The following is a 15,719-nucleotide window of genomic DNA, read 5'->3' on the forward strand; positions in this document are numbered from 1 at the left end:
GAGGAAATAGGAATGTCAAAAAATATACTCGTTTTAACTGAAAGTCCAAGGAAGAAGGGTAATAGCGATCTATTGGCTGACGCTTTTATTGACGGAGCAAAGGTTGCTGGGCATAATGTTACAAAATTTATAACTGCCGAAAAAAATATCGATGGTTGCAAAGCGTGTAATAAGTGTTTTACAAAGAATAAAGCGTGTTTCTTTTCTGATGATTTTAATGAATTAGCCCCAATAGCTATGAATTCTGACCTATTAGTAATTTCTACACCTTTATATTGGTTTTCATTCCCATCCAAGCTTAAGGCTGCAATTGATAAATTTTATTCATTCCTTATTGGAAATGTTACATTGAAAATTAAAGAAAGCTTGTTAATTGTTTGTGGAGCTACAGAAAACCAAAAAGAATTTCAAGGGATTACAACATCTTACGAGTTGATAGCCAATTATATGAAGTGGACTAATAAAGGAGTTATAACAATAAAGGGGATGCACGAAAAGAAAGATATATTAAAAACTGATTGGCTAAAAAAGTTGGAGGAAATAGGAAAAAATATTTGAAAATTTTAACAACATAAGTTTTAACTCATTTTATTTGAAAGTGCTGTAATTGTTTTTAAAAAAAATGGAGCCGAGGATCAGAGTCGAACTGACAACCTGCTGATTACAAATCAGCTGCTCTGCCTATTGAGCTACCTCGGCAATGGTCAAATTATAACATAATAAGTTAGATTTTGAAAAGTATTAAAAAGATCTATAAAAAAATAAGAAATTAATTAAAAATTGATATATAATTTTAAATATTGGGAAAGGAGTGAAATTCTTGGCCAAAGTTTTAGTTGTATATTATTCTTTGTATGGTCATATTCACAAACTTGCTGAAGCCATTGGTGAGGGGGCGAGTAGTGTAGATGGTATAAAAGTAAGCATAAAAAGAGTTCCAGAAACTCTTTCTAACGATATTATAGAAAAAATGGGAGCTACAGATATCCAACAGAAAATAAAAAGTACAGTTTCTGAAGTTTCATTAGATGATTTAACAAATGCTGATGCTATAATATTTGGAACTCCTACAAGATTTGGAAACATGTGTGCTCAAATGAAAACATTTTTAGATAGTACCGGAAGTATATGGTCAAGAGGAGAACTGTTTGGTAAAGTTGGTAGCGTTTTTGTTTCCTCAAATACTCAGCACGGCGGGCAAGAATCAACTATTCTAACCTTTTTGCCATATTTGTTTCATCAAGGAATGATAGTTGTAGGTTTACCTTACCTGTTTAAGGGGCAAACAATTATGAGCGAAATAAGTGGTTGTTCTCCTTACGGAGCATCTTGTGTTGCTGGTGAAAATTCTTCTAGAAATGTTTCGCAAAATGAAATAGCCGGTGCCTTTTTTCAAGGAAAATATGTTGCGCTTATCACAAAAGATATTTCTAATAATAGAGAAAAATATTTCAAGACTTTAGTTTCGCTTAATAATTAAAAATTAAAGGAGGATAAAATGTCTACAAAACCTAAAGTTGTAATGACAAATAAGATATTAGATGAGCCTTATAATTGGCTTAAAGAAAGAGTTAACCTTATTTGTTGGGAAGAAGAAAGTCAACCACCTCATGAAGTCATAAAAGATTGGCTTCAAGATGCTGATGGGCTTTACTCTACATTTTATCCTGTAACAAAAGCTTTATTAGAAGATGCAAAAAAACTTAAAGTTGTTAGTCAGTGTGCTGTGGGTTATGACAATATTGATGTAAATTATTGTACTGAAAGGAAAATACCTGTATGTAATACTCCACATGTCGTTGTAGAAGCAACTGCTGAACTTACTTATGGTTTACTAATTTGTGCAGCAAGAGATATTATAAATGCTGTAAATTATGTTAAAGAGGGTAAATGGATTAAAAATTTTGGCTATCCATTATCTCATGATTTGCACGGCAAAACGCTTGGTATTTTTGGAATGGGAAATGTTGGATCTGCTCTAGCAAGAAGAGCCAACGCTTCGCTGATGAACGTAATATATCACAATAGAAAACCAAAACCTGACGATAAAAGCTTGAACGCCAAATATGTTAGTTTTGATGAGCTAATAGAGACCTCTGATTATTTAGTAATACTTTCACCACTGACTCCTGAAACTAGAGGAAAATTCAATTACGATGTTTTTAAGAGAATGAAAAAGACTGCAATTTTAATAAATGCAGCACGAGGCCCGATTGTGGTAACAGAAGATCTTTATAAGGCTCTATTAGATAAAGAAATTGCTTTTGCTGCATTAGACGTGGTAGATCCTGAGCCGATTCCTCATAATAGCCCACTTTTGAGTTTACCGAATGTTATTATTACACCACATATAGGAACAGCAACTTATGAAACCAGATTAAATATGATGCAACTTGCTGCCGAAAATCTTTTAGATGTTTTAAATGGAAGAAAACCAAAATATTGTGTAAATCCTGAGGTTTTTTAGTAAAAAGCTCTTTTTTGTCTTTTATCTAAATACATTGCCTGATCAGCTTGATGAATTATGTTCTCAATTTCAGAGAGTTGATCAGGTTTTATTTCTGATATCCCATAGGAAAATGTTATTTCAAATTCTAATTTTTTCGAAGAATTAAAATCATTAGTCTTACTTTTTAATCTTTCTAAAATTTGTATAGAATCTTTCTTCGACCTGCATCTTACCAATACAATAAATTCATCACCTCCAAAGCGTGCGATTAAATCGTTTTCACGAAAAGATGATTTTAAAATTTTTGCAAAATTCTTGATTGCGATATCTCCTTTGATATGACCATAAGCATCATTAATTTTCTTTAAACCATCTAAATCGAAAAAAAATAGAAATAATTTTTTAAAATTTAATTGATTTTGGTTAAAATTTTTCTTTGCATAAGCAAAAAATCCCCTACGATTAAATATTTCAGTTAGAGGATCTATATAGGAAAGATAGAGATTTTGTTTTTCTATTTCTTTGTACCTAGTAATATCCATTGCAAAAATTGTTGCCAATTCATTTTCTAAAGAGTCTTTAAAACCCGACATCATTATGGAAAAAGTCTTTTTATTTTTCAGTTCAATTTCCGATGCAAAATTTATATGTTTATTAATTACGTTTTCTAGTTGGCATTCATTGCATTGGCTTTCTCTGCCAAACAATAAACTGTAACATTTTGAACTTATATTATCAAGTTCTCTAGCTTGTTGATTTGCAAATATCACATTAAAATTTTTATCAACAATCAGTAGATAAAATGGCAACTTTTGAATTAAAGTAGCTGTCAATTCTTTATCTAAATTTGTTGACAAGCTTTCGTGTATTTTATTTGTAATATCTTTATAAAACAGTATCTTTCCTTTGAATAACTGCTCGCATAATAGTGGGACAGAGCGTCTTTCTATAATCTTTCCGTCTTTAAATTCAATAATATCAAAGGTTTCTTTATCGAAATCTAAGATTTCAGGAATTTTATTAGAAAAAGAAGACAAATTTAAAACTTTTTTTGATAAAACATTAATTTCTTCTTTAATGTCCCACGTAAAAGAATTATTAGTTTCTAAATCTAAAGGTAATATTTTCAAATAATTAGAATTATAAAAAATAGAATTAAAATTGTTATCGTAAACTACAAATGCTTCTTCAATATTCTCTAAAATGTTTAAAAATAAAGTATTAAGAAGTTTGTTACTAAAAGGAACATTATCTACAAAGTGTTGAATTTTTTTAAATAAAAATTGTCCTATATCATCTGACTTCATTTTAAATTACTTTTCTTTTGAAGCATATGGATCCTCATTTAATATATTTGCCCAGCGCATTATCCAATCTTTAGTTTTTTGTTGGTCCACATCAGTTAAGTCAAAAAGGGCTTTGTCATTAATATTAAAATCTACCTGGTATTGTCTAAACCCAAGAAAATAATCCCTAGTGACAGCAAGTTCTAATTGATTAAAATCTTCTGTTAAGCTATATTTGTTCATTATATACCATGCAGAAAAATCATATCCCATTTTAAAGCTATCGTCAAAAAATTTTTCTTTTTTATCCTTTTCGTACACATCTGATGAACATATTACAAAATCAGTGGGAGTTTTAGTGTTTAAATAGCATTCCTTGGTTGAATTATAACCCTTTAAAAAATTTTCTTTATTAAATTCTAATGTCTTTGCTTGTAATCCTAGAGAGTTTAAGAATGTTAAAGCTAAGAAGATAAATAATGCAATAAAATATTTCATAAATATCCTCCCTGCAAGTTATTTTTGTTTTAGTTTCCCTAAATTATAAATCAAAATTTCCAAAAATTAATTATTTTATCAAAACCTACAGATAAAAGAATATTTGAATTTCCTCTAAATCTAATGTGTGCGACCTTATCGTAATGACCTCTTAAAGTCTTTAATTTTTCTGATGAAACTAGATCATACAAAAAGATTTCATCATCATTAACAAAAGCGAAATGTAAACCATCACTTGAGAAAGTTAATAAGCTAATTTTTCTAAAATCAAATTTTATTTCATTTAATAATCTGCCCAATCTATCGTATAGCTTTAAATTTTTATTATTATAGTAACAAATAATATTGAATTTTTCATTTACTGAAAATTTACCATCCTCAATTTCTGTGTTAAAACAGTCAACTAATTTTCTCGAAATAAAATCAAATATAAAAATTTGCCCATCATAAGTTGATAAATAGAAAAAGTCTTTAAATAATAAAGTGTTGTGAGGATTAAAATCTATATCAAATGACTGAACAACAACATTTTCCGCCAAAAAATCTAATATATATAATCTTTTATCATTATTAGTCCAGTATATATTGTTTTCAGATATGAATAAATTAGAGTTGTTAGTTTCAACATCTAAAATATAAAAATTCTTAAGATTTACGTCTTTATATATGTAAACGTTCCCATTTTTACTTACAAAAATCAATCTAGATATTTCATTGTTAATAAAAATTTTTTTAACAGGAACGTTAATTTCTATTAGTTCAGAATTGACTAGATTGTTGTTTTCTAAAGAAAAAATATTGACAAATCCTGTTTTTGTCCCAAAACAAACATTTTTGGTATCACTTGTAATAAATGCTGTAGAAATTTGTTCATTTAGTTCAAAAAAATCCCTTTTTAACAAATCTAAAGTATTTTTGTCACTAACTATAACAGATTTTGAAATAAAAGAATTTTTTTTACTTAAAACTTTAAGATTAGATGAAGAATTTATAACAGAAATAACTATATCTGAAAAGTTAACAAATCGTGCATCAAGGCAGGTTCCAAAAGTATCTAAAAAATAAATGGGCTTTAAATGGTTAATATTATATACTCCTAATGAATTTGAATGACCTTCATCAGCAGAGAGTAGATATTTGCAATCCTTTGAAACTGATAAATTTAATATCTTATATTTGCTTTTAAAAAATTTATCTTCAACAACGTTTCTGTTGAAATTAAACATCTCAATTAATCCATTAACAAAACCTAAAAAGATTAAACCATCGTTGAGTATAACATCATAAGCCGTAATCTTTAAATTGTTTTCATGAAGTAAGAGTTTTTTATTGTTTTTTAAAGACAAAAAATATACTTTGGAGTCATCTGTTAAATATGATATTAAATCTGAATCATCAAGAAAGTGAATTTTTCTAATCGGTTTATTTTCAATTTTTTTATTATAAATAATTTTTCCTTGTAATATTGAATAGATAAATATATAACCATCCCACGTTCCTACAGCAATAAATTCTTCGTTTTCGCTTGTTGAAATTGAAATTATTGGGCTTTTTGATAACTTGATTTTTCCAAGATATAGACCATCAATCATTGACCAAAAATTAATAACACCATTAAAAAAACCAATAACCAAAAATTTTGCGTTTTTCGAAATTGTTGAAGAAGTAGGGTAAGAGTTATCCCAATAAATTTTATGCAATATATCAAAATAAATTTTATTAACATTCAAGCATTTTCTCTCTTTTTTAAGATTTACCTCCAATATCTCTATTTCTTCAATACTTCTTGCTACAATCTTATTTAAGATTGTAGAATTTAGTGAAATATTAAAATTGTTATTGTCTAAGAGCTTTATGGACTCTTTTTTCATAGCTCAACTTTTCTAAAATCTTCAAATTTTTTTTTATAATTTTCTATTTCTGTTAAAATTGATGATTCAATTTGTGCTAGTAGATCAATGCCTTGCTTTCTTGCTTCAACTACTTTAACATATAGAGTATATATGCTCAAACTTTTTAAATTCTGGATCTTAAAAGTAATCTCATCAATTTCTTCATTTAAAGATATTATCTTCTTTTTTAAAATTTTAATTTGAGAAGTTAAAGCATTATCATGTTCGTTAACTAAAGAATTAGCTAATTCTTGCAACTTTTTTAGATCCCCTTGATTATATGCTAAATTAATTTCTGACATTAAATTGTGAAAGAGTATCTTTTCTTCATCACTTTTTGCTTTATCTGGGTGAAATTTTGAGGCAAGCTTTCTATAAAAAAATTTTATTTCATCATTAACTATACAATGTAAGTTTTCTTGAAATTCTTCGTTATTTTCTTCTCCTTGTAGGTTATAAAAAATTTCTTTTTCAATCTTATTTAATCTTCTTTCTTCTTCAGTTAAAGAAGTTCTTATATATTGGTGGATTAAATCATTATTTGATTTGTTTAAGTTTTTATCTAATTGAAGTTTGGCAACTTTAATTTTTAACCTATCTAATTCAATATATAACTTTCCTACTTTTTCTTGATAAGTTTTATAAAATAAAAATAATTTGTTTTTGAGTGAGTAATATTCACTTTTTAAATTTTCAAGCTTATGTTGCAATTTATTAATATGAACTTGAAGTTCTAAAATTTCCTTAGTCATATCTTTATTAATTTTTTTATTTTTATGTGTCATAGTATTAATTATATATAAAGAAGTTAAAATTATATAACACATGAAAATGGAGGTTTATCCTTGAGCACATTAATTGCAGAATGGGAAAAACAAGACGGTTTAATTCTTATTTATCCTCATGAAAAGACTGATTGGAAAGATAGTTTGTTAAATGTTCGATTATTTTATCATAATTTGATTGATCAAGTTATTAAGTTTGGAAAGGTAATTTTGATAGTTCCTGAAGATTTGAGCTGTAAAAATGAATTAAACTTCAACTATAAAGATCTTATCTGTTTAAAAGCTAGGACCAATGATACTTGGATCAGAGACAATGGACCAATCTTTATTAAAAAAAATGACAATTTTACTTTCTTAAATTTTAAATTTAATGGTTGGGGCAATAAATTTAATTTTGAATTTGACAATGATTTAAATAATAAATTGTTTTCATCTGGAATATTTGATAAACGAGTAATAAAAAAAGATGTAAACTTTGTTTTGGAAGGCGGTAGTATTGATTATAATTCTGATGGGATAATTTTAACTACAGAAAATTGTTTGCTTAATAAGAACAGAAATCCTCAATATTCCAAAGAAGCTATTGAAAAATTATTTTTAAATGTATTTGAGCAAAAAAAAATTCTGTGGTTGAAAAGTGGAAAATTAATGGGCGATCATACTGATTCTCATATTGATATGCTAGCTAAATTCGTAAATAAAGATACAATAGTTTATTCAAAATCATCAAATAAAAATTATCCATATTATGATGAACTTAATCAAATGGAAAAGGAGTTGGCTAATTTTAGAGATTGTGAAAATAAACCCTTTAACTTAATTCCACTATTTTTACCAGAGATTAAAGATATACAAGGAAATTATTTGCCTGCAACTTATACTAACTTCTTACTATTCAATTCTGCAGTTTTAGTTCCGGTTTATCATTTAAAAGAAGATGAACATGCTTTAGATGTGTTTAAAAGAATTTTTTTTGATAAAGAAATAATACCAGTTGATTCAAGGATATTAATTACTCAGGGTGGAGCATTGCATTGTGCTACTAATAATATTCCACATGGTTTTCTTAAAAAGGAGGTTTAAAAAAATGAATATTAAAGTTTGTCTAGTACAGAAAATTTGTAATTTTACATTAGACGAAAATATCTTGCAATCTGAAAGAATAATATCTCAGGCAAGAGAAAATAATGCAGACATTATAGTTTTTTCAGAACTATTTCTAAATAGATATTTTTGTATATCCTATGACCCAAAAAATTTTGACCTTGCATTTGATGATAATTCGAATGTTATTAAGATTTTTCAAAATCTTGCTCGTAATAATAATATTGCTATAGTTTTTCCGTATTTTGAAAAAAGATCTCAAGGTATATATCACAACAGCGTTATACTTTTTGATAAAAACGGGAGTATAGCTGGAAAATATAGAAAGATGCATATTCCAGACGATCCAGGTTATTTTGAAAAATATTATTTTACGCCTGGGGATCTTGGTTTTGAACCCATAACTTGTAGCTTTGGAAAAATAGGGATTTTAATTTGTTGGGACCAATGGTTTCCTGAGGCTGCAAGAATTATGGCTCTTAAGGGCGCGCAAATGCTGATTTATCCTACAGCAATTGGTTTTGATCCAAATGATAGCAAATTAGAACAAAAAAAACAATTAGATTCCTGGCTTACGATCCAAAGGTCTCATGCAATTGCGAATTCTATACCAGTAATATCAGTTAATAGAGTAGGATTAGAATCAAATAATAAACAGAAAATAAGATTTTGGGGTAATAGTTTTGTTTGCGGTCCTCAAGGAGAATTTTTAGAAAGAGCAAAAGAAACAGAACAAATATTATACGTAAATGTTGATTTAGATCAAAGTGAAAGAGTAAGAAGATTATGGCCTTTTTTTAGAGATAGAAGATACAATGATTATGCAGAGATTATAAAATGTTTTGTTGATTGAAGTTAAGTTTTTTAAAAAAACAATTGACAAAAAAAAATTTATAACTATAATACTTCATAGTCACTGGGGCGAGTGGCGGAATGGCAGACGCGCCAGACTTAGGATCTGGTGGATAAAACCGTGGGGGTTCAAGTCCCTTCTCGCCCACCAGGAAAAAGCTTATGCGGGAATAGCTCAGCGGTAGAGCATCGCCTTGCCAAGGCGAGGGTCGTGGGTTCGAATCCCATTTCCCGCTCCATATTCAAAAAATAAACTTTGGAGATAATAACTTTAGTTAATAAATTTCTTCTTGAGGAGGAACTAAAAATCAGAATCGCTAAAAGAATACAGAACGTACCGCCTTATTTATTTTCTGAAATTGATAAAAAGAAAAATAAGCTTAGAGCTGAGGGTAGAGACTTAATAGATTTTGGTATAGGTGATCCAGATTTACCAACTCCCATGTTTGTAGTCAATGCAATGAAAGAATTTGTTGAGGATCCTAGAAATCATAGATATCCACCATATGAGGGAACCTTTTCTTTTAGAAAAACCGTTTCAGAGTGGTTTTTAAAGAGGTTTAACGTTAGTCTGGATCCAGACAATGAAGTTATGGCTTTAATTGGTTCTAAAGAGGGGATAGCACACATTCCTTTTTCTTTTGTCGATGAAGGTGATTATACTCTCGTACCAAATCCTTCCTATCCAGTTTATAATGTTGCGACAATTCTTGCTGGTGGAAAACCTTACTTTATGCCCATAAATGAAGAAAACAATTTTTTGCCTGAATTTGATAAAATACCTGTTGAAATTTTAGAAAAGACAAAGATCTTGTTTTTAAATTATCCAAACAATCCAACTGGAGCAGTAGCTAATCTTGAATTTTTTGAAAAAGCTGTTTATTTTGCTAAAAAATATGATTTTCTAATTTGTCATGATATGGCATACTCTGAAATGACTTATGACAATTATATAAGTCCTAGTTTATTACAAATTAATGGCGCAAAAGAAGTTAGTGTTGAGTTTCATTCTTTATCAAAAATGTTTAATATGACAGGTTGGAGAGTAGGTTTTGTTGTTGGATCTAGTCAGGCTATCAAAGCTTTGGGCATTATAAAAACAAATATAGATTCAGGACTTTTTGTAGCAATTCAACAAGCATCTGAGGTTGCATTAAGGGATGATTCTAATTTCATAGCAAAAATGAATAACATATACGTTAGAAGGAGAAATTTGTTAGTTAGCGGTCTTCAGAGTTTAGGTTCAGATATAAAACCACCTAAGGGTTCTTTCTATCTTTGGGTAAAAACACCAAAAGAGTTCGATGCGTCATCTTTTACGGAAAGATTGATGTTGGAAACAAATATTGTGGTTACTCCTGGAAGCGGTTATGGTTCCGAGGGAAATAAGTATGTTAGATTTGCCATAACTGTCAGTGAAGATAGAATCAAAGAGGCTATTGAAAGAATGAAGTCGAAAAGTATCCAATTTTAAAAAATTTGTTAAAAAGCAAGTTTAAAAGAGCTTTAATCTTAGAGACATATCATTCAAATGAGAATGTAGAGTATTTTTTAGACGAAACAAAGGCGTTGTGCTTAACTGCAAATTTTGAACCAGTAGTTTCGATCTTATATAAATTAAAAAATAAGGATTCAACTTTCTTTATTGGCAGAGGAAAAATTGAAGAGATAAAAAAGATAATTTTAGAGAATGAAATTGAAGCGGTAGTAATAGATGATGAAGTAGACCCACATTTTTTTAGGTTTCTTAGTGAGTTTTGGAATGTTGAATTGATTGATAAGAGTTCATTAATTATTTCAATCTTTGCAAAAAGGGCTAGCACAAAACAAGGCAAGTTGCAAGTAGAATTAGCAAGGTTAAATTACTTATTATCTCAAACCTCTGGGTGGGGGAAAATTTTATCTAGATTAGGTGGAGGAATAGGTACTAGAGGACCTGGCGAAACAAAAAAAGAAATAGATAAAAGAACACTAAGTTTGAAAATCAGTAGGTTAAAAAATGAGATAAAGTTAATTGAGAAAAGAAACAAAATTATTAAAAAGAAAAGAAATATTTCAAATTTTCCAAATATATCTCTGGTAGGTTATACTAATGCAGGAAAGTCTACTCTTATGAACGTTTTAACTAATTCGACTGTTTTAGTAAGAGATCAACTCTTTTCTACACTTGATACAAAAACTGCTATAATAAAGTTTAATGATGATACAAAAGTTTTTCTTACAGACACAGTTGGGTTTATAAGAAAGCTGCCTCACAGATTAATAGAAGCTTTCAAGGCTACATTGTCTCAAATAAGCGAATCGAACTTTTTATTACATGTTGTAGACGCCTCAAAACCTATTGAAATTATAAAGCAGGATATTAAAAGCGTTAATGAGGTACTCAAGGAAATAAATTCAAATGATATCCCAAGCATTCTTGTTTTTAATAAAATTGATAAATGTACAAATCTAACAAATGTTCATGAACTTGCTGAATTATATAAACCATATTGTTTTATAAGTGCCATAACAGGTTATGGAATTGATAAATTATTAGAAAAAATAAAATACTTTTTATACCCTAATAGAATAATAATTAAAATTTTTTTACCCCACGAGAAAACCAAAATTATTAATCTAATTAAAAACTTTTCTGGAAAGATATTAGAAAAAGAATGGTCAACATCTGGAGTAAAAATTATTTTAGACATTCCTCAAGATTACGCTGACTTTTTAAATGATTATATTATTTAAATTTAATTTAATTAATTTTAAAAACGAAAGGAGGAAGGACAAGGGACAATCCCAAGTCTTGCTAAGACACTATGAAATTTACTAATGAAGAATTAAATGAAAAATCTGTAAAGGAGCTTAGAATAATTGCAAAACAAGTAGGAGTCACTGGTTATTTCATTATGAAAAAAACAGAATTAATTGAGAGAATTTTGAATGCAATAGAGAAATCTGAGAACAAAGTTGAAGAGAGCAAAAAAATAAAATCTGCCAAAGATAGCACAAAAAGTGAAGGTAAAAGCGAAATTCAAACAACTTCAAACAACACTAATTTAGAATCTTTGCTTGACAAAATCTCTGATGCAAAAATTGAACTGAAGAGCTCAAGAAAAAAAGAAAATAATATTTCTTCAAACCAGGAACAAACACAGGCATTAGTTACTGAAGAAAAACCTATCAAAACTCAAGAGGAAACCAACAAAAATAATGTTCAAACTAAAGAAGTTAGCACCTTTCAAAAGAAAGAATTTTACACCTTTAAAGATAAACAATATCCTAGAGATGATAAAAGAGACGACCTTGTAAGATCAAGTGGGATACTTGATATTACTCAAGAAGGGTACGGTTTCTTAAGGGTAAATGGCTATAAGCCATCACCAAACGATATTTATGTAGCTCCATCTCAAATAAGAAGATTTGAACTTCTCCAAGGAGATGAAATTTCTGGACTTACTAGGCCGCCAAGGGATAGCGAGAGATATTATAGCTTAATAAAAATAGATCATATAAACGACATATTGCCTGAAGAACTAAAGAACAGAAAACACTTTGAATCCTTAACTCCTGTTTTTCCTCACAAAAGATTTAAATTAGAAAATTCATTGGAAGACGAATCGACAAGAATTATTGATCTTTTCACTCCAATAGGTAAGGGACAAAGAGGGTTAATAGTTGCACCTCCTAAAGCTGGAAAAACTACTCTTCTTAAAAAAATTGCTCAATCAATAGAAATTAATCATCCAGACACTCATCTAATGGTAGTCCTAATTGATGAGCGACCCGAAGAAGTAACTGATTGGAAAAGATCTGTAAAGGGTGAAGTAATAAGTTCGACTTTTGATGAAGAACAGGAAAATCATACAAGAATATCTGAATTAGCTCTTGAAAGAGCAAAAAGATTAGTAGAGATTGGAAAAGATGTGCTTATACTTATGGATTCTATTACAAGATTAACTAGAGCATACAATACTACGATTCAAACAACTGGCAGAACTCTTTCTGGTGGAATTGATGCTTCTGCTATACATAAACCAAAAAGATTTTTTGGTGCAGCGAGGTGTGTAGAACAGGGTGGAAGTCTTACAATATTAGCTACCTGTTTAGTAGAAACAGGAAGTAGAATGGATGATGTCATTTTTGAAGAATTTAAAGGAACAGGAAACTGGGAACTAATATTAGACAGAAAACTTGCTGATAAAAGAATTTTCCCGGCAATAGATCTTAAGAAGTCAAGTACTAGAAAAGAAGAACTTCTTTTAACGCCTGAAGAATTAAGAAAAATTTGGCATTTAAGAAGAGTCTTATCATCAAGAGAAGGAAGTGATGTTACAGAACTCATTCTTGAATATATAAAGAAAACCAAAAATAATAAAGAATTTTTGGCTAAGATAGATGAAAGAGGGGGACAGTTTTAAAAGCTTTACTACTTTTATGAACTATACAAAACCATACTTATAAAAAGATAAATTATTGTTATATAAAAATATAAGTATAATGCTTGCATTAATAGTTGTAATATATTAGTATACATAACAGGTTAAATATATCTTAGAAAGGAGGACGTATGATTTTTCCAGTAGATTGGCTTCAAGTTGGGGATCAAAAAGTTCAGATTGATGCAGTAGTTTATTTTCTTTGGTCAATTTGGAACGGTTGGATTATGGCAACGGTAGGTGCATTTGGGGGTATTATGGCAGGTTTTGGCCATATATCTGTATTAGGTCTTGGCGCAAAGGCTAGCTCTCTAAAAGGTATAAAGGCTACAGTAAATGGCAAGGAAGTAGATTCAGGAAAGTATCTGTCAGACAACATAAGGCTGTCTAACTCACTTATTACAAGCGTAAATTCTACTATGGGTACTATCCAGTGGTTTTTAAACAAGAGGTTAATTTGGACTGCTGGCCTTGCTATGGGTATTGGTAGTGTACTTGGTGCTCAAGCAGGAGTATGGCTTACAGGCGGCAAGCTAAACATGTCAAGCGTTATAGGTATATTTGGTTGTCTTACACTTCTTGTATCTATATTTATGTTCTATCAAGTAACTCCTTTTGCTGCAAAGGCAAAGAGCAAAGGAAAGGATGCTGCAAAGAGGTTCCAAGAAGAAGTAAAAAAACTAAAAGCTGAAGGACGTCTTAATGAATTAAAGGGCATAGAAAATCTAAAGCTTAGTTTAGCAGCAGTAGAATTTGACTTCTTTGGAGAACACTTCAAGGTAAAGAACTTTGGACCATTTTTGTTTGGAATAATAGTAGGATTTGTATCTGCTGTAGCAGGAGTAGGTGGAGGATTTCTATACGTTCCATTTCTCTCAATAGTCCTTGGACTTCCTTTCTACATCGTTCCAGGTGCATCAGTAATGGCAGTAACTCTTGGAATGCTTTCAACAATAGTAGGTTGGTTGGTCTTTGGCATAAAGATAGCGCCACCAATTCTTATAGGTATGGCAGGAATACTAATTGGCGCATACATTGGCCCTAAAACTCAAAAGTATTTGCCTATGAACTTTCTCTACATTCTCTTTGGAGTCCTTGCAATATATGTAGGTGTGGGTTATATAATGAAGGGCTTTTTCGCAATAGCGCTTCCTGGAGTATAAAGATTATAGACGTTATATTTGTTACAATAAATTTCTTTGTTATTTTTATTGCAGATAAGGTAAACGATCTGTTAGGGCCTAAGCTATTGAAAGAAAACTATAACAAGCTTTACAAATATCAGGTTAGACTTGAAGAAATCAAGTATTACACAATGCTTGCTCTAGCACACAAAAATAAAGATGCACAAAAAGGGTTTGAATATGAGTTTAACGATCTTTATGGTAAATACTTTTTTCTTAAAATAGCTACCAATGCGTTATTTTTTGTAATATTAATACCCTATATTTTAATTTCAAGCTTTCTGTTAGATAATGTTAAGATGTTATTTTATCCTGTTAACTATATATTTGTGTGCATGTTTTTGTATTTTATTTTTAGATTTTTTTTCCTAAATATTAAAAATTTTAATTTAAAAAACTAAACAGTTCTCGCAATTCACTTAAATTTTTAAAAGAGGTTGAAAACAAGTGGATTGCGAGTTTTTTATTTGTACAAACATGGTTTACAAATGATTTTTAAATAACAAAATTAGATTGTATTATATAAAAATTTTATTTTTTTATTATTTTGGTTTTAATTAAAAAAGATTTATTAAGTGATATAATTTTAATTTGTTGCTTTGTGAAAATGTTGGTTTTAATTTATTGTAATAACATTTAGAATAAATAAAAACCAACTACATACTTAATAGAATTTATTTTCAGGGAGGTCCTATTTATGGAAATTACTGATGTTATTCCTATGTCAGAATTAAGAAAGCTTGTCGAAGAAATCTACGAGAAGTTTGGTTTTACTGGAGTAGTTTATAAGCCTGATAACTTTATTTTGGTTAGATCAAAAGAGATGGGAAATGCTTTGTGCCCCTATATAAAGGATAATAGTAACTCGCTTATGATTTGCTCCGTAGCACAACAAATATTAGGGAAAGATGCATTTGATAGCAGAGAAACCGTTATTAATGAATGCGATGCCGAAATGGTTAAATTTGTAATCCCTATTTTTGTAGGCAGTGAATTTTTAGGTACAATTGGCGGATGCGGACGCTTAGCTGATGATAAGGATTCTGTAGAAACCTTTTATATTTCAAAGTTAACCGGGATAGATGAGTCAGAAATAAAAGAACTAGCAAAAACTATAAAGAAAATATCAAAGGATGAGATGAATGAAGTAATATCATTTATTAGAAACAGAATAAAGCCTTATATTGAACAATTCACTAAAACTCTAAAAGAAATAAAATAAACTAAATAAATTTTGGGGGG

Annotated in this window: 15 protein-coding genes and 3 tRNA genes; 13 read left to right on the forward strand and 5 right to left on the reverse strand. The window is 29.4% G+C overall.

Annotated elements, in window-relative coordinates; translation table 11 throughout:
- Window positions 1-12 precede the first annotated feature (12 nt).
- Complete coding sequence (locus THENA_RS04715) at window positions 13-558, forward strand: flavodoxin family protein (protein ID WP_013756279.1); 546 nt, start codon at window positions 13-15, stop codon at window positions 556-558.
- Window positions 559-623: 65 nt separating this feature from the next.
- Here THENA_RS04715 and THENA_RS04720 read toward each other — a convergent pair.
- Window positions 624-699: transfer RNA gene (locus THENA_RS04720), tRNA-Thr, on the reverse strand.
- A 121-nt stretch (window positions 700-820) separates the two neighbouring features.
- On the opposite strand from THENA_RS04720, the gene wrbA reads away from it, so the two are divergent.
- The gene (wrbA, locus tag THENA_RS04725; protein ID WP_013756280.1) at window positions 821-1,480 is read left to right on the forward strand and encodes an NAD(P)H:quinone oxidoreductase; all 660 of its coding nucleotides are present in this window, start codon (window positions 821-823) and stop codon (window positions 1,478-1,480) included.
- An 18-nt stretch (window positions 1,481-1,498) separates the two neighbouring features.
- Entirely contained in the window at window positions 1,499-2,467 is a 969-nt protein-coding gene (locus THENA_RS04730) for a 2-hydroxyacid dehydrogenase (RefSeq protein WP_013756281.1), read from the forward strand.
- Here the strand turns inward: THENA_RS04730 and THENA_RS09645 are convergent.
- From THENA_RS09645 to THENA_RS04750, 4 genes are read right to left on the reverse strand one after another with little or no spacing between them, the layout of a single operon-like run.
- A complete protein-coding gene (locus tag THENA_RS09645; protein WP_013756282.1) occupies window positions 2,464-3,756 on the reverse strand; it encodes a GGDEF domain-containing protein in 1,293 nt (430 codons plus the stop codon). The genes THENA_RS04730 and THENA_RS09645 overlap by 4 nt on opposite strands.
- A 6-nt stretch (window positions 3,757-3,762) precedes the next feature.
- Window positions 3,763-4,233: a hypothetical protein gene (locus THENA_RS04740; RefSeq protein WP_013756283.1), complete on the reverse strand. Its 471-nt coding sequence runs from the start codon at window positions 4,231-4,233 to the stop codon at window positions 3,763-3,765.
- Window positions 4,234-4,283: 50 nt separating this feature from the next.
- Window positions 4,284-6,104: a WD40 repeat domain-containing protein gene (locus tag THENA_RS04745; protein WP_013756284.1), complete on the reverse strand. Its 1,821-nt coding sequence runs from the start codon at window positions 6,102-6,104 to the stop codon at window positions 4,284-4,286.
- Window positions 6,101-6,910: a J domain-containing protein gene (locus tag THENA_RS04750; protein WP_154645316.1), complete on the reverse strand. Its 810-nt coding sequence runs from the start codon at window positions 6,908-6,910 to the stop codon at window positions 6,101-6,103. Before THENA_RS04750 ends, THENA_RS04745 begins: the two co-directional genes overlap by 4 nt.
- 60 nt (window positions 6,911-6,970) lie before the next feature.
- On the opposite strand from THENA_RS04750, the gene THENA_RS04755 reads away from it, so the two are divergent.
- From THENA_RS04755 to THENA_RS04800, 10 genes are all read left to right on the forward strand, one after another.
- Window positions 6,971-7,993 (forward strand): agmatine deiminase family protein, encoded by a 1,023-nt coding sequence (locus THENA_RS04755; protein WP_013756286.1) that lies wholly within the window; start codon window positions 6,971-6,973, stop codon window positions 7,991-7,993.
- A gap of 4 nt (window positions 7,994-7,997) precedes the next feature.
- Window positions 7,998-8,867: a carbon-nitrogen hydrolase gene (locus tag THENA_RS04760; RefSeq protein WP_013756287.1), complete on the forward strand. Its 870-nt coding sequence runs from the start codon at window positions 7,998-8,000 to the stop codon at window positions 8,865-8,867.
- Between the two features lie 66 nt (window positions 8,868-8,933).
- Window positions 8,934-9,017, forward strand: a tRNA-Leu gene (locus THENA_RS04765).
- Window positions 9,018-9,030: 13 nt separating this feature from the next.
- Window positions 9,031-9,105, forward strand: a tRNA-Gly gene (locus THENA_RS04770).
- A 17-nt stretch (window positions 9,106-9,122) separates the two neighbouring features.
- Window positions 9,123-10,340 (forward strand): LL-diaminopimelate aminotransferase, encoded by a 1,218-nt coding sequence (locus tag THENA_RS04775; RefSeq protein ID WP_013756288.1) that lies wholly within the window; start codon window positions 9,123-9,125, stop codon window positions 10,338-10,340.
- Window positions 10,341-10,345: 5 nt separating this feature from the next.
- Window positions 10,346-11,602 (forward strand): GTPase HflX, encoded by a 1,257-nt coding sequence (gene hflX / locus THENA_RS04780; protein WP_013756289.1) that lies wholly within the window; start codon window positions 10,346-10,348, stop codon window positions 11,600-11,602.
- Window positions 11,603-11,673: 71 nt separating this feature from the next.
- Window positions 11,674-13,275, forward strand: a complete 1,602-nt coding sequence (gene rho / locus THENA_RS04785; RefSeq protein ID WP_013756290.1) for a transcription termination factor Rho — start codon at window positions 11,674-11,676, stop codon at window positions 13,273-13,275.
- 149 nt (window positions 13,276-13,424) lie between these two features.
- Entirely contained in the window at window positions 13,425-14,456 is a 1,032-nt protein-coding gene (locus tag THENA_RS04790; RefSeq protein WP_013756291.1) for a sulfite exporter TauE/SafE family protein, read from the forward strand.
- Window positions 14,457-14,542: 86 nt separating this feature from the next.
- On the forward strand, window positions 14,543-14,878 hold the full coding sequence (locus tag THENA_RS04795) for a hypothetical protein (RefSeq protein WP_013756292.1): 336 nt from the start codon (window positions 14,543-14,545) through the stop codon (window positions 14,876-14,878).
- Window positions 14,879-15,174: 296 nt separating this feature from the next.
- A complete protein-coding gene (locus THENA_RS04800; protein ID WP_013756293.1) occupies window positions 15,175-15,699 on the forward strand; it encodes a PocR ligand-binding domain-containing protein in 525 nt (174 codons plus the stop codon).
- Window positions 15,700-15,719 lie beyond the last annotated feature (20 nt).

It is taken from the genome of Thermodesulfobium narugense DSM 14796 (assembly GCF_000212395.1).
GTDB lineage: Bacteria > Thermodesulfobiota > Thermodesulfobiia > Thermodesulfobiales > Thermodesulfobiaceae > Thermodesulfobium > Thermodesulfobium narugense.

Excerpts from the sequence above, each read along its gene's own strand:
- rho (WP_013756290.1), top strand. The coding sequence starts at position 11,674 with ATGAAATTTACTAATGAAGAATTAAATGAAAAATCTGTAAAGGAGCTT.
- THENA_RS04750 (WP_154645316.1), bottom strand. The coding sequence starts at position 6,910 with ATGACACATAAAAATAAAAAAATTAATAAAGATATGACTAAGGAAATT.
- THENA_RS04715 (WP_013756279.1), top strand. The coding sequence starts at position 13 with ATGTCAAAAAATATACTCGTTTTAACTGAAAGTCCAAGGAAGAAGGGT.
- THENA_RS04730 (WP_013756281.1), top strand. The coding sequence starts at position 1,499 with ATGTCTACAAAACCTAAAGTTGTAATGACAAATAAGATATTAGATGAG.
- THENA_RS04745 (WP_013756284.1), bottom strand. The coding sequence starts at position 6,104 with ATGAAAAAAGAGTCCATAAAGCTCTTAGACAATAACAATTTTAATATT.
- THENA_RS04790 (WP_013756291.1), top strand. The coding sequence starts at position 13,425 with ATGATTTTTCCAGTAGATTGGCTTCAAGTTGGGGATCAAAAAGTTCAG.
- THENA_RS04800 (WP_013756293.1), top strand. The coding sequence starts at position 15,175 with ATGGAAATTACTGATGTTATTCCTATGTCAGAATTAAGAAAGCTTGTC.
- THENA_RS04760 (WP_013756287.1), top strand. The coding sequence starts at position 7,998 with ATGAATATTAAAGTTTGTCTAGTACAGAAAATTTGTAATTTTACATTA.
- THENA_RS09645 (WP_013756282.1), bottom strand. The coding sequence starts at position 3,756 with ATGAAGTCAGATGATATAGGACAATTTTTATTTAAAAAAATTCAACAC.
- THENA_RS04740 (WP_013756283.1), bottom strand. The coding sequence starts at position 4,233 with ATGAAATATTTTATTGCATTATTTATCTTCTTAGCTTTAACATTCTTA.